At 59.5% G+C, this 25,706-nt stretch carries 21 protein-coding genes and 2 pseudogenes; 13 read left to right on the top strand and 10 right to left on the bottom strand.

Features of this window, described 5'->3' with window-relative positions; translation table 11 throughout:
* Positions 1–11 precede the first annotated feature (11 nt).
* The 3 genes and pseudogenes from ACF0H7_RS17020 to ACF0H7_RS17010 all read right to left on the bottom strand — a co-directional run.
* A complete protein-coding gene (locus ACF0H7_RS17020) occupies positions 12–575 on the bottom strand; it encodes a tetratricopeptide repeat protein (RefSeq protein ID WP_397448075.1) in 564 nt (187 codons plus the stop codon).
* A 162-nt stretch (positions 576–737) separates the two neighbouring features.
* Positions 738–1,325, bottom strand: a complete 588-nt coding sequence (locus tag ACF0H7_RS17015) for a methyl-accepting chemotaxis protein (RefSeq protein ID WP_397453924.1) — start codon at positions 1,323–1,325, stop codon at positions 738–740.
* A 549-nt stretch (positions 1,326–1,874) separates the two neighbouring features.
* Positions 1,875–2,375, bottom strand: a pseudogene (locus ACF0H7_RS17010) (MCP four helix bundle domain-containing protein); the annotation flags it as partial.
* Between the two features lie 217 nt (positions 2,376–2,592).
* On the opposite strand from ACF0H7_RS17010, the gene ACF0H7_RS17005 reads away from it, so the two are divergent.
* The 6 genes from ACF0H7_RS17005 (at position 2,593) to ACF0H7_RS16980 (ending at position 8,825) form a co-directional block, all read left to right on the top strand.
* Positions 2,593–3,195, top strand: a complete 603-nt coding sequence (locus tag ACF0H7_RS17005; RefSeq protein ID WP_397448074.1) for an NADPH-dependent F420 reductase — start codon at positions 2,593–2,595, stop codon at positions 3,193–3,195.
* An 88-nt stretch (positions 3,196–3,283) separates the two neighbouring features.
* The gene (xerC, locus tag ACF0H7_RS17000) at positions 3,284–4,201 is read left to right on the top strand and encodes a tyrosine recombinase XerC (RefSeq protein ID WP_397453923.1); all 918 of its coding nucleotides are present in this window, start codon (positions 3,284–3,286) and stop codon (positions 4,199–4,201) included.
* A 256-nt stretch (positions 4,202–4,457) separates the two neighbouring features.
* Positions 4,458–6,461 (top strand): aminotransferase class I/II-fold pyridoxal phosphate-dependent enzyme, encoded by a 2,004-nt coding sequence (locus ACF0H7_RS16995; protein WP_397448073.1) that lies wholly within the window; start codon positions 4,458–4,460, stop codon positions 6,459–6,461.
* Between the two features lie 105 nt (positions 6,462–6,566).
* Entirely contained in the window at positions 6,567–7,355 is a 789-nt protein-coding gene (locus ACF0H7_RS16990) for a transporter substrate-binding domain-containing protein (RefSeq protein ID WP_397448072.1), read from the top strand.
* A gap of 47 nt (positions 7,356–7,402) precedes the next feature.
* Positions 7,403–8,113, top strand: coding sequence for an ABC transporter permease (locus ACF0H7_RS16985; RefSeq protein ID WP_397448071.1), 711 nt, complete (start codon positions 7,403–7,405; stop codon positions 8,111–8,113).
* A gap of 10 nt (positions 8,114–8,123) precedes the next feature.
* Complete coding sequence (locus ACF0H7_RS16980) at positions 8,124–8,825, top strand: ABC transporter permease (RefSeq protein WP_397453922.1); 702 nt, start codon at positions 8,124–8,126, stop codon at positions 8,823–8,825.
* Between the two features lie 116 nt (positions 8,826–8,941).
* Here the strand turns inward: ACF0H7_RS16980 and ACF0H7_RS16975 are convergent, their stop codons facing one another.
* The gene (locus ACF0H7_RS16975) at positions 8,942–9,577 is read right to left on the bottom strand and encodes a TetR/AcrR family transcriptional regulator (protein ID WP_397448070.1); all 636 of its coding nucleotides are present in this window, start codon (positions 9,575–9,577) and stop codon (positions 8,942–8,944) included.
* A 118-nt stretch (positions 9,578–9,695) separates the two neighbouring features.
* Between ACF0H7_RS16975 and ACF0H7_RS16970 the strand changes: the two genes are divergently transcribed.
* Positions 9,696–10,715, top strand: a complete 1,020-nt coding sequence (locus ACF0H7_RS16970; protein WP_397448069.1) for a succinylglutamate desuccinylase/aspartoacylase family protein — start codon at positions 9,696–9,698, stop codon at positions 10,713–10,715.
* Between the two features lie 79 nt (positions 10,716–10,794).
* Here ACF0H7_RS16970 and ACF0H7_RS16965 read toward each other — a convergent pair.
* Positions 10,795–10,878: pseudogene (locus tag ACF0H7_RS16965) on the bottom strand (oxidoreductase); the annotation flags it as partial.
* 518 nt (positions 10,879–11,396) lie between these two features.
* Between ACF0H7_RS16965 and ACF0H7_RS16960 the strand changes: the two are divergent.
* The 3 genes from ACF0H7_RS16960 (at position 11,397) to ACF0H7_RS16950 (ending at position 15,455) form a co-directional block, all read left to right on the top strand.
* Positions 11,397–12,725, top strand: coding sequence for an OprD family porin (locus ACF0H7_RS16960; RefSeq protein ID WP_397448068.1), 1,329 nt, complete (start codon positions 11,397–11,399; stop codon positions 12,723–12,725).
* A 380-nt stretch (positions 12,726–13,105) separates the two neighbouring features.
* Positions 13,106–14,743: a 5-guanidino-2-oxopentanoate decarboxylase gene (locus ACF0H7_RS16955; RefSeq protein ID WP_397448067.1), complete on the top strand. Its 1,638-nt coding sequence runs from the start codon at positions 13,106–13,108 to the stop codon at positions 14,741–14,743.
* Positions 14,744–14,753: 10 nt separating this feature from the next.
* Complete coding sequence (locus ACF0H7_RS16950; RefSeq protein ID WP_397448066.1) at positions 14,754–15,455, top strand: NAD(P)H-dependent oxidoreductase; 702 nt, start codon at positions 14,754–14,756, stop codon at positions 15,453–15,455.
* Positions 15,456–15,457: 2 nt separating this feature from the next.
* Here the strand turns inward: ACF0H7_RS16950 and ACF0H7_RS16945 are convergent, their stop codons facing one another.
* The 4 genes from ACF0H7_RS16945 to ACF0H7_RS16930 all read right to left on the bottom strand — a co-directional run bounded on the left by ACF0H7_RS16945 (position 15,458) and on the right by ACF0H7_RS16930 (position 19,379).
* Entirely contained in the window at positions 15,458–16,282 is an 825-nt protein-coding gene (locus ACF0H7_RS16945; protein ID WP_397448065.1) for a cupin domain-containing protein, read from the bottom strand.
* A gap of 67 nt (positions 16,283–16,349) precedes the next feature.
* Positions 16,350–17,231, bottom strand: coding sequence for a LysR family transcriptional regulator (locus ACF0H7_RS16940; protein ID WP_397448064.1), 882 nt, complete (start codon positions 17,229–17,231; stop codon positions 16,350–16,352).
* Between the two features lie 52 nt (positions 17,232–17,283).
* Positions 17,284–18,036 carry an Asp/Glu racemase gene (locus tag ACF0H7_RS16935; RefSeq protein WP_397448063.1) on the bottom strand — a complete coding sequence of 251 codons (753 nt, stop codon included), beginning with the start codon at positions 18,034–18,036 and terminating at the stop codon, positions 17,284–17,286.
* Between the two features lie 23 nt (positions 18,037–18,059).
* Positions 18,060–19,379, bottom strand: coding sequence for an MFS transporter (locus tag ACF0H7_RS16930; protein WP_397448062.1), 1,320 nt, complete (start codon positions 19,377–19,379; stop codon positions 18,060–18,062).
* A gap of 361 nt (positions 19,380–19,740) precedes the next feature.
* On the opposite strand from ACF0H7_RS16930, the gene ACF0H7_RS16925 reads away from it, so the two are divergent.
* The 3 genes from ACF0H7_RS16925 to pgm all read left to right on the top strand — a co-directional run bounded on the left by ACF0H7_RS16925 (position 19,741) and on the right by pgm (position 24,675).
* Positions 19,741–20,424 carry a hypothetical protein gene (locus ACF0H7_RS16925; RefSeq protein ID WP_397448061.1) on the top strand — a complete coding sequence of 228 codons (684 nt, stop codon included), beginning with the start codon at positions 19,741–19,743 and terminating at the stop codon, positions 20,422–20,424.
* 192 nt (positions 20,425–20,616) lie between these two features.
* Positions 20,617–22,893: a helicase C-terminal domain-containing protein gene (locus ACF0H7_RS16920; protein ID WP_397448060.1), complete on the top strand. Its 2,277-nt coding sequence runs from the start codon at positions 20,617–20,619 to the stop codon at positions 22,891–22,893.
* 135 nt (positions 22,894–23,028) lie between these two features.
* Positions 23,029–24,675: a phosphoglucomutase (alpha-D-glucose-1,6-bisphosphate-dependent) gene (gene pgm / locus ACF0H7_RS16915; protein WP_397448059.1), complete on the top strand. Its 1,647-nt coding sequence runs from the start codon at positions 23,029–23,031 to the stop codon at positions 24,673–24,675.
* Positions 24,676–24,751: 76 nt separating this feature from the next.
* On the opposite strand, the gene ACF0H7_RS16910 is transcribed toward pgm, so the two are convergent.
* Positions 24,752–25,447 carry a pirin family protein gene (locus ACF0H7_RS16910; RefSeq protein ID WP_397448058.1) on the bottom strand — a complete coding sequence of 232 codons (696 nt, stop codon included), beginning with the start codon at positions 25,445–25,447 and terminating at the stop codon, positions 24,752–24,754.
* Between the last annotated feature and the right edge of the window lie 259 nt (positions 25,448–25,706).

Below are 25,706 nucleotides of genomic sequence, written 5' to 3'. Positions count from 1 at the left end.
CCCGTGGTCAGTTACGTACCCGAAGAGTGATTGATCGCATGGGCCAGATCACGATATTCCTCGCAGGACGTGCCGCACAGGGTTTTGATGGTTTCCAGTTGCTCTTTTGCCAGGTCTACCTGGCCTTTGATCACATACGCTTCGCCCAGGTATTCGCGCACCTGCGCGTATTTGGGGTCCAGTTGTACAGACTTCAGGTAGTAGCTGATGCCTTCATCGGTGCGCCCCAGTTTGCGTGTGGCATAACCACGATAGTTGAGCGCGCGGGCAGTGTTCGGCTCCTGGAGGGTGTCGAGCAATGTCAGCGCTTCATCATAGCGACCGGCCTTGGCCAGACGGTAAGCGTAATCAGTGCGGTCGGCATCGGGGGTAATGCTGCTTTGCTGGTCGGTGCAGGTTCGGGTCCGCGAGTCGTAGACCTGGCCTTTCGGGCAATTGGGTTTCGACGGCGCGCTGCTTCCGCCGCCACCGCCGGAGGCCAGTGCCGAGCCGCTCAACAGGGTGGCCGCCAGACAGCCGGCCAGGGCCCAGGCGGAAGAGTGACGAATCAGAGGTGTGGCGTTGCGGGTCTTCATCTGCATTGCTCCTGAATTAAGGCACGGGACAGTGACAACCAGAGAACACCTGAAAGCGTAGATTTATTCATCGAACCTGAAAAAAAATTTTGCCTGGTCGGGCCCTTTCGCCAACGTGTTGGCGAAGGCGGTTAACCAGGCAAAAGAAATTTCCATGGATGCTTACACCTTAAAGAAACTCACCTTCTCGGTCAGCACATCGGCCAGGCCCGCCAGTTCCTTGCTGGAGCGTGCCACCTGGTTCGAGCCAACGGCGGTTTCCAACGCGGATTCATGGATACGGTTGATATTCTGGCTGACGTCCTCGGCGGCAACCCGTTGCTGGGCGGAAGCACTGGCGATCTGCGCGTTCATGTCATTGATCGCGCCCACTTCATGACGAATCTTCACCAGGGCCGCTTCTGCCAGGTGCGTCTGCTCCACCGTGCGCTGGGCCCGTTCTCGGCTGTCGCGCATCAGGTCGGCGGTCACGCCGGCGCCGGTCTGCAATTGCCCGACCATGGTGCGAATTTCCTGGGTCGATTCCTGGGTCCGGGTGGCCAGCGAGCGCACCTCGTCGGCCACCACGGCGAAGCCCCGGCCGAATTCGCCGGCACGGGCGGCTTCGATGGCGGCGTTGAGCGCCAGCAGGTTGGTGCGTTCGGCGATGGCGTTGATCACCGTGACGATCGCCTCAATCGCTTTGCTGTCCTGTGCCACCTGGCCCACGGAGCGCGCGGCGTTCTCCAGCACATCCGCCAGTTCGTGCATGGCGACGGCCGTGGTTTCCACCACCTGCTTGCCTTTCTCCACTTCCAGGTCGGCGGTTTGCGTGGCTTTCGCGGCGGTGGCGGCATAACCGGCCACTTCATTGACGGTCGCCGCCATTTGCGAGATCGCCGAAGCCATGCGTTCGGTTTCACCGGTTTGTACGCGCATTTGCTCGCTGTTGCTGTCCGAACTGGCGAGTAGTTGTGAGGACGAGCCCATCAGTTCGACGGCCACCGCACGCACCTGGGTCATGGTGTCGGCCAGGTGCACATTGGTGGTTTTCAAGGCGCCCATCACGCTGTTCGGGTAATGGGTCTCGATGGTGTCACTTAAATTGCCGCTGGCCATGTGGCGAATCAGTCGTGCCACTTCGTGGGGTTCGGCGCCCAGCGTCGACTTGACACTGCGAATGATCAGCAGCGACGCCACCACGCCCAACAACACGGCAATGGCGGTGGCCAACAGCATCAGCCAGGAGAAGTTGCTCGCTGTGACGCGGACGAAGTTGATGTCTTTGCCGATCGCCACTTCTTCCCAGTCGATCATACCGTTGACCTGTTTCAGCCATTCTTTGTAGGCCGGCGAGACCTGGGTCAGCAGCAGGGTTTGTGCCTGTTCGATATCGCCTTGCTGGCGCAGGCGCAACAAGCGGTCGGTCAGGGCGAGGGTGGTGCGCTCGCTGGCCTTGATGCCCTCCAGCATGGTTTTTTCTTCGCTGCTGGCGCCCTTGTCCTGATAGAGCTTGTCCATCGGTTGCGCCGAGGCCTGGTACAACGCATTGAGGCGCGAAATATCACTCAGAATGCTCGCCAGCCCCTGTTCATCACGCACTAGCACCGCGTCGCGAATGGTGATGGCACGGTCATGCACACTGCCGCGGAAGTTGATCGCATAGCGCTGTTTGATTGCGGCGTCTTCGCTGACGCTGGTAAGGCGCGCTTCGATCATGCCTACGCGCTGTACGCCGATCAGGGTGATCAGCATCATCAGCGCCAGCACCAGGCCGAAACCAAGGCCGAGCCGTTTGGCAATCGTGAGGTCTTTAAACATTGTGGTACCTGAACCTTAGGTCGGAAGCCGGCGTTGATGCCATTGAGCTATTACGTGGGGGCTTTTTAACACCCTCGGCAGGTGCGGCAGAATCATATTTATGTATAGGTTTCATAAAGAAAAAGCGGTTCCCGCCCGGCTGGGCAATGGATTAGTCGTTCCACGGCTATAATTTTGCCGCTGGCAATTCAGTTATGGACAGTCGTGAGGTCATGCTATGAACATCGGGATTCTGGGCGCTGCAACCGTCGGTGAAACGCTGGCGGCGGAATTCATCCGTGCCGGGCACGAGGTGCTGCTGAGCAATCGTCGCGGTCCTGGAAGCCTGTCGTTGGTGATTCATCGATTGGGCTCGCAGGCGAGGGCGGTGACGCTGGAACAGGCGGCGGCCTGCCCGATCGTGGTGTTGGCGATTCCTTGGGTCAGCGTCAAAGAGGCGCTGGCCAAGTTGCCCAAATGGGAAGGGCGGATTCTGATCGACGCGACCAATACCTTTCTCAACTACGTGGACTTCACGGTCGACCATTTGGGTGACGACAGCGGCAGCGAAATCATTGCACGCCTCGCTGCCGATGCCAGGGTGGTCAAGGCCTTCAATACCTTGCCCATTGCCGGATTCTTTAACGCGGCTCCCGAGGGTCATAAACGTGTGGCGTTCATCGCGGGCGACGATGCGCAGGCCAAGGCGTCGGTGGCGGAACTGATCAGGTCCCTGAACCTGGTGCCCATGGACCTGGGTACCCTCGGCAGTGGCGGGCGATTTATGCAATTGGGAGGGGTGTTCAGTGGCGCCGAACTGCTGAAGACCAATGATCTTTAGTGGCAATAAAATGTCTGTGGGTTCAATTGGTTAGCCGCTGACGATGTGGTGTAGAGTGGCTGTTTTTATCACTCTGGGCAGGTCGTTCATGTCGCTGCGCGAGGTGCAGAATCCGTTGGCGCTGTATCTGGCGCGCCTGGCGCCGTCGAGCCGCTTGACGATGAAGTACGTGCTGCAGGACGCAGCGGATCGTCTGGGGTTTGTCGACATGGCTATCGGCGAAATTCCCTGGCACCAATTGCAGCCCGGCGACGTGATCGCGCTGGTCGCCACGTTGCGTGAAGACGGTTATGCGCCGAACACCTCGTCGTTGTACGTCAACGCGATTCGCGGTGTGACCAACGAGGCCTGGCGCCAAAGCCTGATCAGCCACGAACAGTTGTTGAAAATGCGTTCGGTAAAGCCAATCGCTGGCACGCGCCTGGGCAGAGGCAAGAATATTCGCCGCACGCTGATCAAGGAGTTGATGGACGTCTGCGCCGCTGACCCGCGCCCCCAGGGGCGTCGTGATGCGGCGATCATTGCGATTCTGTACGGCTCCGGCATGCGCAAATCGGAATCGGTGAACCTCGACCTGGCGCAGGTAGATTTTGCCGAACGTAGCTTGCAGGTCACCGGCAAGGGCAACAAACAACTGATCAAATATGCCCCGACCTGGGCATTCAGTGTGCTTAACGACTGGCTGGAATTGCGTCGCTCCTGCCTGCCCGAGGGGCAGGGTGACGATCCCTTTCTGTTCAATCGCATCCGCCGCGGCAGCCATATCACCCGTGAGCGCATCACCAAACACGCCATCTACTTTATCGCCAAACAGCGCGGGCGGCAGATCGGCATGGACATCATGCCCCACGATTTTCGTCGTTCATTCATCACGCGGGTCATCGAAGAACATGACCTGTCGATTGCGCAAAAGCTGGCGCACCACACCAACATCGCCACCACCGCCAGCTACGACATGCGCGACGACAACGAACGCCGCCGGGCGATTGACCGGTTTGATCTGTAGACCACCGATCACCTTTAGGAGCTGCCGAAGGTTTGGGCCGCACTCGGACGATAAAGGCGGTACGACTTTGCCGTGATTTGAAATTCACTCCCTTGCCAGTGCTTTGCACTGGATCGCAGCCTTCGGCAGCTCCTACAAAAAAGTGGCCACATCACACCCCCATGAATAATTTTCGCCAGCGTTGAAAATCGCTATTGAGCGACTGTTCAGTTTCGCTTATGGTGGTCCTCACCGAAACATCATGGGAGGTCCTGGCATGCGCTTTTCCCCTTTCGTTGAACGAATAACCGGCCATGGCGTGGCGGCCTGGGACATTCACCATGCGGCCTTCGACGCCCAGCGCAACGGCGAGGACGTGATCATTCTCAGTGTCGGTGACCCGGACTTCCCCACCCCTGACTTCATCACCGATGTTGCCGTCGACGCCCTGCGCGGCGGCGACACCCACTACACCGACATCGCCGGCCGGCCGTCGTTGCGCGAGGCAATCGCTCAGCGCTATGCCACCTGTCTGGGGCGTCCGGTTCAAGCAGAAAACGTGATCACCGTCGCCGGGGCGCAGAACGCGCTGTTCGTCACCTCGATGTGCCTGTTGCAGGCCGGTGACGAAGTGATCGTACTGGACCCGATGTACGTCACCTACGAAGCCACGCTGAAAGCCTCCGGCGCGAGTTTGGTGCGGGTGACCTGCGACGCCGGGGCTGGTTTCCGCCCGGATGCGGCGCGTCTGGCCGCCGCCATTACCCCGCGCACTCGGGCGATTTTCCTCTCCAACCCGAACAATCCCACTGGCGTGATGCTCAACGTCGAAGAGCTGCAAGCGATTGCCGACCTGGCGATTGCCCACGACCTGTGGGTGGTGGTGGACGAGGTGTACGAAAGCCTCTGTTATGAACGCGAACACGTCAGCCTCGCCAGCTTGCCGGGCATGGAAAAACGCTGCGTGGTGGTCGGCAGCTTGTCGAAATCCCACGCCATGACCGGCTGGCGCATCGGCTGGATTATCGCTGAGCCGACCTTGATCGGCCACGCGGAAACCCTGCTGTTGAGCATGCTCTATGGGTTGCCTGGTTTTGTGATGGAAGCGGCGCTGACGGCGGTGTTGGCTCACGATCAAGTGACGGCCGGCATGCGCGACATCTATTGCCGTCGCCGCGACCTGGTAGTGGGCGCATTGGGCGATTGTCCGGGGCTCACGGTACTCAAGCCGGAGGCGGGCATGTTCGTGCTGGTGGATGTGCGCGCCACCGGGCTCAGCTCGCTGGACTTCGCCTGGCGCCTGTTTCGTGAAGCCGGCGTATCGGTGCTCGACGCCGCCGCGTTTGGTGAGCCGGCGCAAGGGTTTGTGCGTTTGTCGTTTACGCTCGGCGAAGAACAACTGGCCAAGGCCTGCCAACGCATCAAGGCGTTCGTCCAGGGGTTGCAGCCGCAAGCGCCACGCAGCCTGTCCGCCGCTGCGGTCAGCCCGATCAAGGTCGAAGCCAGGCCGGTAAAAAAGATGATTGAGGTCGAGGGCGTCCACAAGGCCTTCGGCGCGGTGAAAGTGCTCAAGGGCGTGTCATTGACTGCCCGCGAAGGTGATGTGATTTCGCTGATCGGCGCCAGCGGCTCCGGCAAGAGTACGCTGCTGCGCTGCATCAATATGCTGGAGGTGCCGGACCAGGGCCGGGTGTGCGTCGACGGTGAATGCATTGACCTCGGGCGCGACCGTTATGACCAGCCGCATGTGGTCGATCCGAAACAGCTGATCCGCATACGCTCAAGCCTGGGCATGGTGTTCCAGAGCTTCAACCTGTGGCCCCATCGCACCGTGCTGGAAAACCTGATCGAGGCGCCGATTCAGGTGCTGCGCGAGAGTCGCGCGGAAACTATCGAGCGGGCCGAAGCTTTGCTGCATCGGGTCGGGATGTTCGAGAAGTGCCATGAATACCCTGCGTTCTTGTCCGGCGGTCAACAGCAGCGCGTGGCGATTGCCCGGGCCCTGGCCATGCGGCCCAAAGTCATGCTGTTCGACGAACCGACCTCGGCCCTCGACCCGGAGTTAGTGGGTGAAGTGCTGAAGGTCATTCGCTCGCTGGCCGAAGAAGGCCGGACGATGATTCTGGTCACCCACGAAATGGCCTTCGCCCGCGATGTCTCGTCGCAAGTGGCGTTCCTGCACCAAGGGCTGATCGAGGAAACCGGCAGCCCCAACGATGTCTTCGTACACCCGGACAGCGAGCGCTGCCGGCAGTTCGTCAACGCGCAACACACTCGTTAATGCTACACACCCGTTAATGCTTGCCTCGATTCACACTGGGTCACAACGACCACGGGTATATGAAAAACAACAACAAAAATAGCGACAACAACCAAGGGGATCGGCATGAGCAATCGAACACTCGCACAATGGCTGGGTAGCGCAACGTTGTTATTCCTGGCTGGCACCGGCATGGCGCAGGCACAAACCCTTCACTTCGGCGTGGCAGCCGAACCTTATCCGCCCTTCGCGGAAAAGCGACCGGATGGGCAATGGCAGGGCTTTGAAATCGATCTGATCAAAAAGCTCTGTGAAGAAATGAAGAGCCAATGCGAGATCGATGAAATCGCCTGGGATGGGATCATCCCATCGTTGTTGGCGAAAAAGATCGACGTCATTTTCGCTTCGATGTCAGTCACCGATGAACGTAAAAAACAGATTGCCTTCAGTGTTCCTTACTACGACTCGGCGATCGGGATTGTCGGCCGCGAGGGCACTAAAGTCGAGGTCACTCCAGAAGGTCTGAAAGGCAAAACCGTTGGCGTACAGATCTCCACGGTCAGTGCCAATTTCATGAAAGCGAAATATGAACATATTGCCGATGTAAAATATTACGACACTCAGGATTCGGCGAACGCCGATCTGCTGGCGGGCCGGATCGATCTGGTCATGGCTGACGGCACGGCGGTCGATGCGTTTGTCAAAACGCCTGATGCCAAACAAGCAAAACTCGCCAACCTGGCGACCGCTCCGCATGACCCGATATTCGGCGAAGGCGTTGGTGCGGGCATGCGCCAAGGCGACACCGCGCTCAAGGCTCAGCTCGACACGGCGATTACCACACTGTTGAAAAGCCCCGATTACGACAAGATTTCCGGCAAGTACTTCGATATCAGCGTCAAGCCGAATTTCTAACGTCGTAGCACCGCTCCGCAAGGGGCGGTCACCAGGGGGACGTGCCTATGGCATCGGCATTTGAGTTGATCGGTCTCGGCTCCCAAGGCTGGGGTCACGCATTGCTTCAAGGGTTAGGGGTCACGCTGCAGATATCGGCGGGCTCGTTTGTGGTCGGTATCGTGCTCGGGCTGTTGCTCGCCTGCGGCAAACTCAGTGGCTCACGGGCGCTGGCCGTGCCGATGAGGATCTACACCACGCTGTTTCGCGCAGTGCCTGAATTGTTGATGATTCTGATCCTGTATTACGTGGGTTCCATGGGGCTGAACGCGGCCCTGGACTGGGCTGGATTCGCCCCGATCAATGTCAACGGTGCATGGGTTGCCATCGTGGTGTTGGGCATGGTGCAGGGCGCCTACGCCTCAGAGATCTTTCGTGCGGCGATCCTGGCGATTCCCCATGGGCAGATCGAAGCCGCCCGTGCGTTTGGTCTGTCGGGGATCGGTTTGTTTCGTCGGGTCACGTTGCCGATGATGGCGCCGTTCGCCCTGGCCGGCATGGCCAATCTGTGGATCAACCTGATCAAGGACAGCGCGCTGATCAGCGTGGTCGGCACCAACGAACTGCTGTACACCGCCAAGCAAGCCGCCGGTTCCACGCGTCAGTATTTGCTGTTTTACCTGTCGGCGGCTGCGCTGTATTACCTGGTGACGCTGTTTTCCAACCATATGTCGGGGCGGCTGGAACGGCGCATCCGGCGCTGGATGCCTTTGGTCTGAGTGAATGTCGATGATGCCAACCTGGATGCTCGAATACGTCGGCCTGTTGCTCAACGGGCTGAAGACTACAATCTCGATCCTGCTGATTGCCAGTGTGTTCGGCTTTGCCCTGGCGATCCTCACGGCGTTGGCGCGGCTGTCGCGCAATCGCCTGCTGGCCCATGCCAGTCTGGGCTACACCAGCGTGATCCGTGGCACGCCGCTGCTGATCCAGATCTACATTTTCTATTACGGGCTGGGCAGCCTGTTCGCGCAGTTTCCGTGGGTGCGCGGCAGTATTTTCTGGCCGTACCTGCGTGACGGTTACTGGTACATCGTCTTTGCCCTGGTGCTGTCGGTAGGCGCCTATGTCGGTGAGGTGGTGCGTGGCGGGCTGATGGCGGTGCCCAAGGGCGAGATGGAAGCCGCGTCGGCCTTTGGCATGACGCCGCGTCAGACGCTGCTGCGGGTGCGCTTGCCACGGGCGTTGCGTCTGTTGCTGCCGACGCTGGCCGGCGAGAGCGTAATGCTGCTCAAGTCCACCGCGCTGGCCTCGACCATTGCCGTGATCGACCTGCTGGGCGCGGCCAATGTGGTGCGGGCGCAGACCTTCCAGATCTATCAGCCGCTGCTGTTGGTGGCGCTGATCTACGTGTGCCTGACGTTTATCATCGAGGGCCTGTTTGCCCTGGGTGAGCGACGCGGCACACCGCTGCGCCGGTCGTTGAAGTGAATCGGCGGGGCATCGATCGTTCGTTGCAAGGCGTTCTGTTTTGCTTGCTGGCCTATGGTTTTCTGGCGTTACAGGATGCCGCGTTCAAACGGGCGATGGTGTTTGGTCGAAGGACTTCAAGGGTTGTCGTTGCCGCCGAAGGCGCCGCGCCGTAGACCGTTGACCCAGCGCCGGCAAATGTCGAGCGCGTCGTCGGCGCCAAAGGTGGTGGGGTTCAGACACCACTCCAGCCACAGGCCGTCGAGCATCGCCGAGAGGCCGATGGCGGCCAGCGAGGCGTTGTTGATCTGGAAGTTTTCTTCGTCGGCCAGTTCATTGAGCAGGCGTTCCAGCAAGTTGCGATAAGCACCGTAGCCTTGTTCATGGGCATTGCTGACGTGCGGGGAATGACGAACCAGGCTCCAGAACACCACCCAGACGCTGAGCAGGCTGGGGTCGAGCACTCGGGGTGAAAACGAGCCGACCAGAAACGCGTCCATGCGCTCGGCAGCGTTGCCGGCTTGATCGACTTCCAATTGCAGGGCATTGGTCATGCCCAGCGAGAGCTTCTGATAGGCATCGGCAATCAACACATCGATGCTGCCGAAGTGATGATTGACCAGGCCGACAGAGACCCCGGCTTCCTTGGCAATACGGCGGACGGAAATGCCGGCATGGCCTTCTTCGGCCAGGCACTTGAGTGCGGCGCTGATCAACAGCTCGCGGCGTTCATCCGGTTCGGCGCGGCGAAATTTACGGCCATCGAGTTCCACAGTAGTTCCTTTAGGAGTGGGCCCCGTAGGCAGGGCTTAGGAGTGGCGTAGATGTCGAGAGTAATTGAGCGTTCGTTCAATTTCCACTAGTGGTTCGATGATTCACCGGGAGTAGGGTATGGCTGACGATATTTCTGTGAAAGTGCCCGGCGATTCCGGCGAGCCTGTGGCGGTCGCCGCCTGGCGTTTTCAGGGGCAGGGCAGTGCACCGTCGGTGTACCTGCAAGCCGGCCTGCACGCCGATGAAATTGCCGGGATGCTGGTCTTGCACCTGTTGTTGGAGCGGCTGCATCAGGCTGAATACGAAGGGCGCATCAACGGCACGATCACCGTGGTGCCCCAGGCCAATCCGCTGGGCATCGGACAGTTCCGTTGGGGCCGTGGGGTGGGTCGTTTTCATGAGTCGAGCGGGCAGAACTTCAACCGGCATTTCGATCATTCGCTGTCGCTGACCCGGCCGACCGGCAACTTTGCCCTGTGGCAGCGGGCGCTGGTGGGGCTGGCGGCGGAGGCCGATTATGTCCTCGACCTGCACACCGATGACGAGGCCTTGCCTTATCTGTATATGCATCGCAGTTGCTGGCCGGCAGGCGCGGATTTGGCGGCGGCGTTGCACGCTGATGTAGCGATTATCTGGGACGATGGTGGCGACGGTTCATTCGAGGAAGTGATCATCGCGCCGTGGCTGGCACAGAACAGCGTGGGCAAACTCGCGGCGACCATCGAGCTGCGCGGGCAAGGGGATGTCAGCGATGCACTGGCCGAACAGGACGCCCAGGGCTTATACGATTGGCTGTGCCACCGTGGGGTGGTCGCGGCAGATTCGACCACGCAGCAACTGTCGCCGTGGCAGGGGGTGGCGGTGGAAATGGGGCACATGGAGTCGATCTTCGCGCCAGTGCCGGGAGTGTTGATTTTCGAGAAAGAGTTGGGCTGTTACGTCGAGGAAGGTGAGCGCTTCGCGCGGATTATCAAGCGTCCGGGCGACCCGACGTCAGAGGTGGTGTTGCGAGCGCCGCAGGCCGGGCGTTTCGTCACGCGCTATCGCGATCGGCTGGTGCCACAAGGCGCGGTGGTGGCCAAGTTTACCGGAAGCAAACCGTCGGAGAGCTGGAGTGGCGGGGTGCTCGATCCTTGAGCACACGCTGGTCCCCGGTAGGAGCTGCCGGAGGCTGCGATAAGGTTCGAAGAACCTCGGCGAGGCATAGGCAATCGCCCGCGCTGATGTTGATGAAATACCCGCTGTTCTGCTGCTGAAACACTGGCAAGGCAGCGGCGACGCCATACATCAGGCCTTTAATATATGACGGATTGGTTGTGGGTTTGAGCACGCCCGAGGGTATTCCGGCGCAACTCTGAATAGCTGAATTTCAGGCAGAAAAAAGCCACCGCACATGAGAAGTGTGGTGGCAAAAAAAACGTTACCAAAGGAATGATGAAGTAGAGCAGCCAATCGGAACCCTCTGATGCGGAGTCAGAAGGCGGTCGAGGCGTGATCAATCATCGGGAGTTACCTTAACATCGGATTAATCGGAGCGACTATTATGAAGGTCGATAGTGACTATCATGATAATCGACGTAACCGTTTGATCCCGAAGTGTTAAAAGTTTCCGACGTGAGGGAACAACCCACGCTTGAAGATATAAAAAGACAGGGCGCCAAAGCCCTTAATATCACCGTGGCTAATAACGCGGTTTCAATGTTTTAAGACCATCTGCCAAAACTCATCTATTGTTAATTATTCGCCTGAACTCAGGGGGACTCTCTGTAGCTCATGTGTTTATTGGCGATGGCTAATTAGAATCAGGGGAGTCAAAAAATGATACCTGTTAAGTGGAATCTCGTGACCCTTGCAGTTTCTCTCGGTGTTTGCCAAATGGCATCGGCAGGGGTTGTCTCGGATCAAGCGGATGCAAAAGGCTTTGTCGAGGACAGCAGTCTCACTGTCCACCTCAAAAACTACTACTTCAACCGGAACGTTAAAGATGGCAAGAACGATCGCATCGACTGGACGCAAGGTGTGTTGGCCAGCTACAGCTCGGGGTTCACTCAGGGCACCGTGGGTTTTGGTGTAGAAGCCTTCGGTGACTGGGCGTTCAAACTGGACGGTGGCAAAGGCACTGCGGGCACGGGCAACCTGCCGGTAAAGGGCAATGGCGAGACGGAAGACGAATACGGTCGTGCGGGCGGCGCGTTGAAAGTGCGTGTGTCCAAGACCGAATTGCTGTGGGGTGACTTGCAGCCGACGGCCCCGGTATTTGCTGCCGGTGGTACGCGTTTATTCCCGCAAACGGCCACGGGCTTCAACCTGCTCAGCAGCGACATCAAGGACCTCGAACTGGATGCCGGTCACTTCACGGGCGGTGACGGTCCCGTGACCACCAACCACGAGCATGATCTGTTTGCTTCATACGCCAATGTGACAGCCAACAGCATCAGCTACGTGGGTGGTAAATACGCGATCAGCGACAGTCTGTCGTTCAGCCTGTACGGCTCCGAACTTGAAGATGTCTGGCATCAGTACTACACCAACGCCAACTACACCTTGCCGATCTCGGACAAGCAATCGCTGAACTTTGACCTCAACCTTTACCGCACCCTCGATGAAGGGTCGGCCAAAGCCGGTGCCATTAACAACACCGCTTACTCCATGGCTGTTGCGTACAGCTTCCTGACGGCGCACACCGTGACCATCGCGTACCAGAAGGTGCATGGCGATACGCCGTTCGACTACGTGGCATTCGGCAAGAACGGCCCGGGCGATACCGCTGACTCGATCAACCTGGCCAACTCGATCCAGTACTCGGACTTTAACGGTCCTGGCGAGAAATCCTGGCAGGCGCGTTACGACATCAACCTGGCCAGCTACGGCGTTCCGGGCCTGAGCTTCATGGCGCGGTATGCCCACGGTGATGACATCGACGGCTCGCATATCGCGATCGACAACCCGTATCACAACTATGGTTACGGCGAGGACGGCAAGCACCACGAAACCAACGTCGAAGCCAAATACGTGGTCCAGACCGGCCCGGCGAAGGACTTGTCGTTACGCATGCGTCAGGCGTGGCATCGGGGCAACGCCGATCAGGCTGAAGGCAACATCGACGAATTCCGTCTGATCGCCGACTACCCGATCTCGATCTTCTAAGCAGGCGTTTTTGCAATTAAACAGTCCGACGAGGCGATGAGCCGAGTCGGACTTTTTGTTTGTGTGGTCTAGGACTTGCAATTTCGCTTCTGCCCGGAGGGCGTAGGAGCAAGCTTGCTCGCGATCTGCTGCGAAGCGGCAGTAAAACCAGACGACGCGCAGTGTCAGTCACACCCGAAAACTCGTATTTACGACCGCTACGCGCTCGATCGCAGGCAAGCCAGTTCCTACGCCCTCCGGGCAGAATCAAAAACACGATCCGAGCCCTCAATGCTTGCTGGACAGTCGTTCATTAGTGCCTTGCTGTCGTGCTGAACAGTCGTTTAGTATGGCCATCAATCGTTTCCTTGACTCACGACAACAACCGTTCGAGGACTTGTATGGCTATCGAAACGTCTCTGCTCAGCCCCGTTGCAGTCACGCCCTTGACCGGCGGCCAGGCGTTGGTGCGTCTGTTGGCCAATTACGGGGTCGACACCGTCTTCGGCATTCCGGGTGTGCATACGCTCGAGCTGTACCGTGGTTTGCCCGGCAGCGGTATTCGTCATGTCCTGACCCGCCATGAGCAGGGCGCCGGCTTCATGGCCGACGGTTATGCGCGGGTCAGCGGCAAGCCGGGGGTGTGTTTTGTGATTACCGGCCCCGGCGTGACCAACGCCGCCACGGCCATCGGCCAGGCGTATGCCGATTCGATTCCGCTGCTGGTGATTTCCAGCGTCAACCACAGCGCCAGTCTCGGCAAAGGCTGGGGCTGCTTGCATGAAACCCAGGACCAGCGCGCCATGACGGCGCCGATCACGGCCTTTTCTGCCGTGGCCTTGAGCGCAGAAGACCTGCCGGAATTGATAGCCCGCGCCTACGCGGTGTTCGACAGCGAGCGCCCACGCCCGGTGCATATCTCAGTGCCGCTGGACGTGCTCTCGGCAACGGTGGCTCGCGACTGGAGCCACGAAGTCGTGCGCCGTCCCGGACGTGGCCTGCCGTCGGCGGAGGCCTTGCAGCAAGCCGCCAGCACGCTGCAAGCGGCTAAGCGGCCGATGATCATTGCCGGCGGTGGTGCGTTGGACGCCGCTGCCGGGCTGCACGCCCTCAGTACACGACTGGCCGCGCCGTTGTTCACCAGCGTCGCCGGTAAGGGGTTGTTACCCGCCGATGCACCGCTGAATGCCGGGTCGACCTTGTGTATCGAGCCCGGTTGGAAGCTGATCGCAGAAGCCGACGTGGTGTTGGCGGTCGGCACCGAAATGGCTGACACCGATTACTGGCGCGAGCGTCTGCCGCTGAATGCCAGGCTGCTGCGTGTCGACATTGACGCACGCAAGTTCAACGATTTTTACCCGTGTGCCGTAGCACTCCAGGGCGATGCACGGCAGACCGTCGACGCTTTGCTCGCGTTGTTGCCCACGCAACCGCGAGACGCCAGCGCGGCGACTCAGGCGGTGAGCAAACTGCTGGAAGCGGTCAGGTCCGGCCACGGCCCGTTGCAGTTAATCCACCAAGCGATTCTCGACCGGATCTCGGCCGTGCTGCCGGACAACACCGTGATCAGCAGCGACATGACGCAACTGGCCTACACCGGCAACTACGCCTTTATCAGCCATGCCCCGCGCAGTTGGCTGCACCCCACCGGCTACGGGACCTTGGGTTATGGCTTGCCGGCGGGGATCGGCGCCAAGTTCGGTGCACCGCAGCGGCCGGGCCTGGTGCTGGTCGGCGATGGCGGTTTTCTCTACACCGCGCAGGAATTGGCCACGGCGGTGGAGGAGCTGGACAGTCCGTTGGTGGTGTTGCTGTGGAACAACGATGCGCTGGGCCAGATCCGCGACGACATGCTCAGCCTCGATATCGAACCCATCGGCGTGCTGCCGCGTAACCCGGATTTCGCCGCACTCGGTCGTGCCTTTGGTTGCACGGTCAAGCAGCCGCGTTCCCTTGAGGCCTTACAGGAAGACCTGCGCATCGGCTTCGGGCATGCTGGCGTGACCCTGATCGAACTCAAGCAGGCCTTTGCCCATTAAGGAAATATTGATGAATGTATTGATCATCCACGCTCATCCGGAGCCGAAATCGTTCACCGCCGCCTTGCGCGACCAGGCGCTGGAAACACTGCAAGCGCAAGGGCACACGGTGCAGGTCTCAGACCTTTATGCAATGAACTGGAACCCGGTGGCCGGCGCTGATGATTTCTCCTCGAGGGAAGATCCGGAGTATCTGGTCTACGCCCTGGAACAACGCCTCGGGGTGAAGAAACAGTCGATTGCCGCGGACATCCAGCAGGAATTGGACAAGCTGTTGTGGGCCGATTTGTTGATTCTGAACTTCCCGATTTTCTGGTTCTCGGCACCGGCCATGCTCAAGGGCTGGATCGACCGGGTGCTGGTGTCCGGCGTCTGCTATGGCGGCAAGCGCTTCTACGACCAAGGCGGCCTGAGGGGCAAGAAAGCCCTGGTCAGCGTCACCCTCGGCGGGCGCGAACACATGTTCGGTGAGGGCGCGATTCACGGTCCGCTGGAAGACATGCTGCGCCCGATCCTGCGCGGGACTCTGGCGTATGTCGGACTCGACGTGCTGCCACCTTTCGTGGCCTGGCACGTGCCTTACATTACCCAAGAGGCGCGGCAAGATTTCCTGCGTGACTATGAACAGCGACTGATCCACCTGGCAGACGATCAGCCGCTGGTATTCCCACGGCTGAACCAGTTCGACGACGCGCTCTATCCGTTGGCGTGACTTCAGGCGGTCTGGGTCTGGCTGCGCAACCAGTCCCGCGGGCTGGTGCCGGTCTTGCGGCGGAAGGCGCGGGCGAGGGCAGACGGGCTTTCGTAGCCGACTTCATCGGCGATCAGTGCGATGGGTTTGCCGTCGCGCAGACGCTTCTGCGCCAGGCTGATGCGCCAGCTCATCAAATAATCTGCCGGCGGCTGCCCTAGCACGGCATGAAAGTGTGCGGCGAAACTGGCGCGGGACATGTTGGCGGTGGTGGCGAGGTCGGCCACGGTCCAGGCTTGCTGCGGGTTCTCGTGCATCTGGTTCAAGGCGCGCGACAGGCGCGGATCGGCCAACCCGGCCATCATGCCGCTGGCCATGTTATGGGTGGCCAGCAAGTAGCGCAGCAGTTGAATCACCAATAACTCGAACAGCCGGTCCATGGTCGCGTCGCGCCCGCATTCATCGGCGCTGGCTTCGCTGAACAGCCACTCCAGGGTGGTGCCCAGCATCGGCATGTCCTTGAGTGGCAGCAGCAGGTAATCAGGCAACGCCGCCGAGAGTGGATTATTCACCCCGCCATTGAAATTCAGCGTGGCGCAGACCAGTTGCGTGAAGTCGGTTTCGATGGCGCTTAAGCGGTGGTGGTACGGGCGAGGGAAAAAGATCAGGGTCGGCTCGCTGATCAGGTGTTCGCTGTTATCCGCCAGGCGAATCTGCACCTGACCGCTTTGCAGCAAATGAATGTGGCCGCAGGGTTCGTCGAACGCGGTCACCCCGCAGTAATCACCGCTGAAAAACGTCCCGGCACGCACGCCAAAGTGGGTGAGCAGGGCAGACAGGCGATCCATGGGTAAACCTCCAAAAAAAACAGCGTTTTAGACGTTTGAGGGATAAGTATCAAAAACCCTACGACTATTACGAAGCCAACATATGATCAAACAACAACCGCGCCGTAATCGACAACGCCTCCCGCGAACGCACGCACAAGGTCAATTCCCGTAAAGCCCATGGCTCATCAAGTGTCAGGGTTTTCGCATGCTGAATGTTGTAAATATCCACACTGCCCTGAGGCAGAATCCCAATCCCGATACCGGCCTGAACCATCAGACACAGCGCGTCATAGCTGGACACTTCCATACGCAACTTGAGCGAACGCCCAACGTCGCTGGCGGCTTTGATCATCTGGAAATTTAAATGCGTGCCGCTGCGCAGGGCGACGTACTCATGGTCGAGGGTTTCGGCAAAGGTCACGCTGTCACGACCGGCCAACGGGTGGCCGTCGGGCACCAACAACACCAGCTTGTCAGTACGAAATGGATAGACCTCAACGTCGGAACCATGAGGCAGTCGGGTGAAGATCCCGATGTCCGCGCGGTTCTCCGCCACGCCTTTGGTAATGGCGACGCTTTCTTTTTCTTCCAGGGTGATTTTGATCTGCGGGTACAAGTCCATGAAGGACTTGAGCAGCGGCGGCATGAATTGGGTGATGGCCGAGATATTCGCCAACACATGAATGGAGCCACGCCGCCCGTGGGAGAAATCGTGCATCTGCACCACGATTTCATTCAGGTTGTTGAGCACGCTGCGGGCCATGTACAACAGGGAAATACCTGCTGCCGTCGGCGTGATGCCTTTGTTGGTGCGCACCAGTAATTGCGAGTCGAGCAGCTCTTCCAGCTCACTCAGGCGTTTGCTGACCGCTGCCGCAGCGATGTGTTCGCGTTTGGCTGCGGCCGCAATCGTGCCTTCTTCAATGACACTGACGAACAGGCGCAGGGATACAGGATCGAGTTTCATAAGGGGCATCATCAATCGAGACTCCGCCGATAGTACCCCTTAACTCAAGGTGTCAGAACTTACCGGAGAGCAGATGGCCAGCATTTGGCACCTGCGCTTTCAGGCCCAAGGTTTTGAGGATCTGATACACGGTGCTGACCGAGGCCGACAGCACGGGCATGTCGAGGCGATCCTGAACCACTTGAATCGCTGGCAGCGACGGCATTTGCACGCAGGCAGAGAGCACCACGCCATCGGCCTGACCGATGTTCAGGCGATCAGCGTGACCGACCAGGTTCATCGGGTCGAGGCGACCGACTGCCAGGTTATCCGACACTTCCAGGCTGATGGAATCGGTGACTTCGATACCGGCGGCTTCGATGTAGTCGATCACTTGCTGAGTAAGCGGCTTCATGTACGGGGTGATCAGCGCGACTTTTTTGTAGCCCAGCACGTTCAGGCTGTCGATCAGCGCACCGGCCGAGCTCAACACCGGCGTCGGTGCGTTGTTGCTTTCGACGGTCTTGCTCAGGCGCGCCTGGGATACTTTGTGGTAACCCGCGCCTTGGCACATGATCGCCACCAGACAGGCGTAGGCCATGACGTCGACGCGGGCGTCACTCAGTTCCAGCGCGCAACGGTCGCTGTCCACGTCCATGCGTTTCAGCTCTTCGGAGCTGACGTTCATCATGCGCATGCGCGCCGAGTGGAAGGTGAAGCGTTCTTCCGGGAACAGCTCGTAACGCGAGGTCAACATCGCCGGAATTTCGGTTTCCATGGTGGTGTTGGAGCTAGGAACGATTTGCCCGATACGGAAATTTTTCATGAGTCAGTCCTTACTGGTAGAGGTCAGTTGCCGCTGGTCAGTTGAACGCCTTTGGTTTCCTGCAGCGTGAACACCATGACGGCGGCAATCGCATAAGAAACAGAGGCCAGGGAAATGGTCGCGGTGAAGCCCACCAAGGGGATCAGGACCGGCACCAGCTTGATCCCGGCAATCGCCCCGACACGACCGAAGTTGAAGCAGAAACCCGACGCGGTGGAGCGGATGCTGGTCGGGAACAATTCCGAGTACCAGGCACCGAAGCCGCTGAAATAACCGGTGAAGAAGCCCAGCAATGCCGCCAGCGAACCGAGGGTGATGATGTTCTGTGTGGTGAACAGCAGCTTGCCGTCAGTCAATGGCATCAGGGTGGCCGAGTAGGCAAACACCGGCACCATGATCGCCATGCCGGCGAAGAAGATCGCGAACGACAGCCGACGCCCGATGGCTTCTGCCAGGTAACCGTAAGCCAGGTAACCGATGGTGGCGCCGATGCCGATCCAGATCACGAACACCGGGGCCTGATCGATGCGCACATTGAGGATGCTTTGCAGATAAGCCGGCATAAAGGTGGTGATGATCCAGTAGCCGTACATGCCCAGCACCGAGATGCTCAGGCCCAGCAGGGTCATCTTCAGGTACTGCGGACGGAAGATTTCCATCATCTGACCTTTGTTGCTGTTCTGGCGCATGAACTCGCGGTTGGCCAGCCATACCGGCGATTCCTTGACGAACAGCATGATGAACACCAGGGTGAAATACGCCGGGATCGAGGCGTAGATGAACAGCGAGCGCCAGGATTCAGGGTCATCGGTCTTGAGGAAGGTCCAGGCAAACACCGCCGCCAGCAAACCACCGCCCGACCAGCCGGTCTGCATCACGGCGAAGGCTTTGGCGCGACCGGCCGGTGGCCAGATTTCCGAGACCAACGCAGCCGCCGCGGACCACAATCCGCCGACGGCGATACCGACGCAGAAACGGAAAATATTGAGTTGCAACACGCTGTCGGCGTAGCCGCAGAGCAGGGTGCCGGTGCCGTAGACAAACACCGAAATCATCATGGTTTTCTTGCGGCCGATCTTGTCGGAGATATTGCCGAGGAAGAAGCCGCCAATGCCGGTGGCCAGCAGGAACCAGGCGACGGTGGAGACCACGTCGCCCATGCCGACGTTGAAGGTTTTGGCGATGGCCAGCAGCACGAAGCCGAAGACCGTGGCGTCCAGCGCATCGAACAGCCAGGCTGCCCAGGAGCCGCCGAGGGTCAGGTAGCGCTGGCCCGACGTCAGGCTGTTGTCGCTGGTCGTGGAAGAAGGTCCCGTCGTGGGGCTAGCCGTTATGGTCTTCATCGCATTCTCTCGTCGTGTTCGACTTATTGTTGTACGGACCCAATCGACACCGGACAGCGGCGTGAGCGAGTAGTCATTGGCAGGAATACTAGGAGCGCCGGTTGGCGGACGTAAATCAGGCATTGACGAGCTTGCCATCGCGAACGGCGATGGCTGGGGGAGGCTGGGTCGAGACAGCACATGGCAAGCCCTTGCCGACGACGGCAAGCCACTGCCCTTTTTTTGTAAGCTTTTGTGTCGTTTTTGGGTTGCAGGCCAGACGATACGTGGCTCTTGGCGCCATTCGATGAGCTGGCACGCGCCTTGCTGCGAAGGCTTCAGCTGTGTTCCCACAATGCGCTATCTATTGGAGTAACTGAATATGAGCTTCGTCAGTGGGCTGGGTAGGCCCGACTATACGATTCCGGTACAACGCACTACGGCAACCGCTGCACCTGCTCCGGCCGCTGATTTCCTGAGCCTCAACGACTCGACAGTACAGGGCAGCCCGGCGAACCTCGCTGCCGTGGCCAATCAGTCGAGTGGCACCAGCCAGCAATCGGAACAGGAACGCGAAGAAGCGTTCGCCAGGCTGATGGTTAACCTGCAAAGCCAGAACGTGGCCCAGCAGACCCCGGCAAGCAGCACTGCTGGCACCAGCAGTAGTGCGTTGACCGCTGTTGCCGGTGCAGCTCCCGCTGCCGCTGCGTCGTCTTCTTCGACCACCGCGAGTGATCCGCTGCAGGATTTCCAGGATTACATGAAGCTGTCGCCGGCCGAGAGAATGCGCGCCAATATCCTGAAAGGCATGGGTCTGACGGACGCTGACGTAAAAGCCATGTCGCCTGCCGACCAGGACAAGATCAACGCCAAGGTGGCGGACATCATCAAGAAGCAGACCGAGCTGCAGGCTAACGCCAGTGGTACGGCTGCACCGTCCGGCTCCGCAGACAGCTCGGGCACCGGTTCCAGTGCTGACAACAAAGCTCCATCGTTCCTGAACAAGGCGTTGTCGGCGCTGACCCAGTCAGCCAACGACGCAACGGCCAATCTCAACGTTGCTTGATTGACCACCCCTGTAAGAGCTACCGAAGGCTGCGATTAATCGCTATCACGAAGGTCGCTCCGACCTTATCGCAGCCTTCGGCAGCTCCTACAGGGGATTTGTGCACTTTTCCACTGATCCATTTCCATTTGCTGCCCCGGCCCAGACCTGCTATCTGTACGCCCATCCAGTACTCACAGCCTACAACGCCCCGTGACCCAGACTTCCCCCAGCGATCCGACCTACACCGTGGCCGTGCGCGCCTTGTGCGAGTTTACGGCCAAGGCGGGTGATCTCGACTTGCGTTTCACCCCGTCGCCCACGGCGCTGGAAGGGATTGCCGGGCATCGCACAGTCGCCGCCCGACGCGGCGAGGGCTATCAAACCGAGGTGGCGCTGAGCGGCGAGTACCAACAACTCAAGGTCCGGGGCAGGGCCGACGGTTATGACCCGGCGCTCAATCAACTCGAAGAAGTGAAGACCTACCGTGGCGACCTCAACGCGATCCCGGCCAACCACCGTCAGTTGCATTGGGCGCAGGCGAAAATCTACGGCTGGTTGCTCTGCCAACACTTGCGGTTGACCGACGTCAGCCTGGCGCTGGTGTATTTCAATGTCGTCAATGAACAGGAAACCCTGTTTCGCGAGCAACACCGCGCGGACTCGCTGAAACAGTTCTTCGATCACCACTGCGCACTGTTCCTCGACTGGGCCCGCCAGGAAATGGCCCACAATCGTGAGCGAAATCAGGCGCTGACGAGACTGGCATTTCCGCACGTTAGTTTCCGCGTCGGCCAGCGCACCCTGGCGGAGTCAGTCTACAAAGCGGTCAGCACCGGCCGTTGCCTGATGGCACAGGCGCCGACCGGCATCGGTAAAACCGTGGGCACCTTGTTTCCGATGCTCAAGGCGGCGCCGACCCAGCAACTGGACAAGGTGTTTTTTCTCACCGCCAAGACCCCAGGCCGCAAGTTGGCTTTGGATGCGCTGCAGGTGATCCGCCACAGCGCGCCGCACCTTCGCCTGCGTGTGCTGGAAATGGTGGCCCGGGACAAGGCGTGCGAGTACCCGGACAAAGCCTGCAACGGCGACTCCTGTCCATTGGCCAAGGGTTTTTATGATCGACTGCCCGCCGCTCGCCATGCGGCATTGCTTAGCCCTCGACTGGATCAGGCCGGGCTGCGTGAGGTCGCGTTGCAGCATCAGGTCTGCCCCTATTACCTGAGCCAGGAACTGGCCCGTTGGGCGGACGTGGTGATCGCCGATTACAACTATTATTTCGACCTCAGCGCCTTGCTCTTCGGCCTGTGTCAGCTCAACCAATGGCGGGTCGCGGTGTTGGTGGACGAGGCGCATAACATGGTCGATCGCACGCGGCAGATGTACAGCGCCAGTCTCGACCAACAAGGCATGAACACCGTGCGCCACAGCGCGCCGGAAACGCTGAACAAGCCGCTGCAACGGCTCAATCGTGACTGGAACGCGCTGCACAAAGAGCAAGTCGGTGACTATCAGGCCTACAACAGCCTGCCGGCGCGGTTTTTACAGAGCCTGAACCTGTGCATTGCGGCGATGGGTGATTACTTCAACGACCATCCCCATGCGGTGGACGGCGATTTACAACGCTTTTATTTCGACGCCATTCAGTTCGGCCGCATCGCTGAACTGTTCGATGAACATTTCGTTTTCGACATCAATAAGCGCGAGTGGGGCGGTAAGCGCGCGTTGTCGCGCCTGAGCTTGCGCAATGTGGTGCCTGCCAGGTTTGTCCGTCCGCGTCTGACCGCCGCGCGCAGCACGGTGCTGTTTTCCGCGACGCTCAACCCTCGGCATTACTACCGTGACTTGCTGGGGCTGCCGGACACCACGGCCTGGGTCGACGTCGAGTCGCCGTTCTCCCGCGAACAACTGGACGTGCGCATCGTCAGCCAGATCTCCACCCGTTATACCCATCGTCAGGCGTCATTGGCGCCCATTGTCGAGCTGATGGCAGAACAGTTTCAGACGGCGCCGGGCAACTACCTGGCGTTTTTCAGCAGCTTCGATTACCTGCAACAAGTCGCCGAATTGATGCGGCAGCGTTACCCGCAGATCCCGTTATGGTCGCAAACCCGCGGCATGGCCGAAGGTGAGCGTCAGGCGTTTCTTGATCAATTCACCTTGAGCAGCCAGGGCATCGGCTTCGCGGTGCTCGGCGGTGCGTTTGGCGAGGGCATCGATCTGCCGGGGGCGCGCTTGATCGGGGCCTTTATCGCGACCCTGGGGCTGGCGCAGCTGAACCCGGTCAATGAACAGCTCAAGCAACGCATGAGTGCCTTGTTTGGCGCCGGCTACGATTACACCTATCTTTACCCGGGCCTGCAGAAAGTCGTGCAAGCCGCCGGGCGAGTGATTCGGGGTCAGGATGATCGCGGCGTGGTGATGCTGATCGACGACCGTTTCGCCGAGCGCAAGGTGCAAAATTTGCTACCCGGCTGGTGGCAGCTATAAATAGCGTCAATGCGTTAGGGATAGATAGCTTAGCGTTGCGGTCAAACTGCCAGTAAACTGCCGCGCCATGGCCTGCCTTACCCTTAAGTCGGCAATGTTGTGTTCATTTCTTCTTTCCTCCATGGAGGTTTTCGTATGAGTCTCAATCCATTAGCGGGCAAACCAGCGCCTCTTGAATTGTTGGTCGATCTTCCGCGATTGGTGACGGCCTATTACACCGGCCGGCCTGATGCCTCCGTCGCCACCCAGCGCGTGGCCTTCGGCACCTCCGGCCACCGGGGCAGTTCATTTGATTTGAGCTTCAACGAATGGCACGTGCTGGCCATCAGCCAGGCGATTTGTCTGTATCGGCAAGCCAACGGTTTCGACGGCCCGCTGTTCCTCGGCGTCGACACTCACGCACTGTCGACCCCGGCTGCGGCGAGCGCGCTGGAAGTGCTGGCGGCCAACGGCGTCAACGTGATGATCGCCGAGCACGACGAATACACCCCGACCCCGGCGGTGTCGCATGCGATTCTCTGCTACAACCGTGGCCGCACCACCGGGTTGGCCGACGGCATCGTCATCACCCCGTCGCACAACCCGCCGGAAAGCGGTGGCTTCAAATACAATCCGCCGAACGGCGGCCCGGCCGACTCGCACATCACCAAATGGATCGAAGCCAAGGCCAACGAATTGCTGGCGGAAAACATCGCTGGCGTCAGTCGTATCAGCTACGAAAGCGCTCTGCGTGCTGACACTACGCATCGCCATGACTACATCAACACCTACGTCGCCGACTTGAAAAACGTCATCGACATGGACGCCATCCGTGGCGCCAACCTGCGTCTGGGCGTTGATCCGCTGGGCGGTGCCGGGGTGCGTTACTGGTCGGCGATCGCTGATCACTACGGCCTGAACCTGGACGTGGTGAATAAGCACGTCGACCCGACGTTCCGCTTCATGACCCTGGATTGGGACGGCCGCATCCGCATGGACCCGTCGTCCACCTACGCGATGCAAAGCCTGATCGGACTCAAGGATCGCTTCCAGGTGGCCTTCGCCTGCGACCCGGACCACGACCGCCACGGCATCGTCACCCCGAGCGGCGGCCTGTTGGCGCCGAATAACTACCTGGCGGTGTCCATCGATTACCTGTTCCAGAACCGTCCGCTGTGGCGTGCCGATGCGGCCGTGGGTAAAACCGTGGTCAGCAGCGGCATGATCGACCGCGTGGCCAAGCGCCTGGGTCGTCGTCTGTACGAAGTACCGGTGGGCTTTAAGTTCTTCGTGGAAGGCCTGTGCGACGGCTCGCTCGGCTTCGGCGGCGAAGAGAGCGCCGGTGCCTCGTTCCTGCGCAAGGATGGCAGCGCCTGGAGCACGGACAAGGACGGATTGATCCCGGGTCTGCTGGCTGCCGAAATCACCGCCCGCAAAGGTCGTGACCCAAGCGAGCTGTATCAGACCATGACCGAAGAACTGGGCAAACCTTACGCGACCCGCGTCGACGCCAAGGCCAACCCGGCTCAGAAAGCGTTGCTGGGCAAACTGTCGCCGGATCAGGTCAAGTCCACGGAACTGGCGGGTGAAAAAATCCAGGGCATCCTCAGCCACGCGCCGGGTAACGATCAGGCCATTGGTGGCTTGAAAGTCATGACCGAAAACGGCTGGTTCGCCGCGCGCCCATCGGGCACGGAAGACATCTACAAGATTTACGCCGAAAGCTTCATTGGCGAGGAGCACCTCAAGCGTTTGGTGTCTGAAGCGCAGGTGTTGGTGGATTCGGCCATTTCGCCGCGTTGATCGACTAGAGCACCGCAGAAACAAAAAAGGGACGGCCAATGCCGTCCCTTTCTGTTTTCTACAACCAGCGTTTAGATCAAGCCACGTCAACCAAAACGATCTCGCTGTCCTCGATAGCTGTCACACGCAACACCAGCTCACCCTCGACCGCCACGCCGTCACGCGCCGATGCACGCAGGCCGTTGACTTCGATCACGCCGGTGGCCGGCACCAGATAAGCACGACGTCCGGCGTCCATCACGTACTCGGCGGTTTCGCCGGCTTTCAGGTTGGCCGCCACCAGACGCGCATCAGCACGTATCCGCAGGCTTTGGTCGTCGCCGTCCTTGCCGCTGGCCAAGGTGACGAAACCTTCACGCTGGCCTTTCGGGAACGGCTTGGCGCCCCACGAAGGTGCCGAGCCGGTTTCGTTTGGCATGATCCAGATCTGGAAGATCCTGGTTTCTGTCGATTCCATGTTGTATTCGCTGTGGGCGATCCCGGTGCCAGCGCTCATGACCTGAACGTCACCGGCTTCGGTGCGGCCTTTGTTGCCCAGGTTGTCTTCGTGGCTGATTGCGCCTTCACGGACGTAGGTGATGATTTCCATGTCGCGGTGCGGGTGTTTCGGAAAACCGGTACCGGCAGCGATCACGTCATCGTTCCACACCCGCAGTTGACCCCAGTTCATGCGTTTCGGGTCGTAGTACTCGGCGAAGGAAAAGTGGTGATGGGCGTTCAGCCAGCCGTGGTTCGCGCCGCCCAAGGTGTTGAAAGGTCTTAATTCAAGCATTTGTGGCCTCCAGAGCAGGACCGGATAGGTGACACCCGAACTGCTGAACGTTGATAGGTGGTTGATGGCAAGCATCATCTATCAACAACAGATCAGTAAAAAGCGTAAAAATCGCGCCAAAACAATCGATTTTGTAGATTGGTTTTTCCGGGCATCTGCGAGGGGTATTTAGATTGCACATGCAATTGATCGGCTAACGCGCTGACGGCAAAGCATTTCACTAGAACTCTGCGGTAAATCCGGCGACCATAGCGGCTTC

This window comes from Pseudomonas sp. NA-150, assembly GCF_044336365.1.
GTDB lineage: Bacteria > Pseudomonadota > Gammaproteobacteria > Pseudomonadales > Pseudomonadaceae > Aquipseudomonas.
Note: the sequence above shows the minus strand (reverse complement) of the source record. Positions and strands in the feature narration are given on the sequence as shown.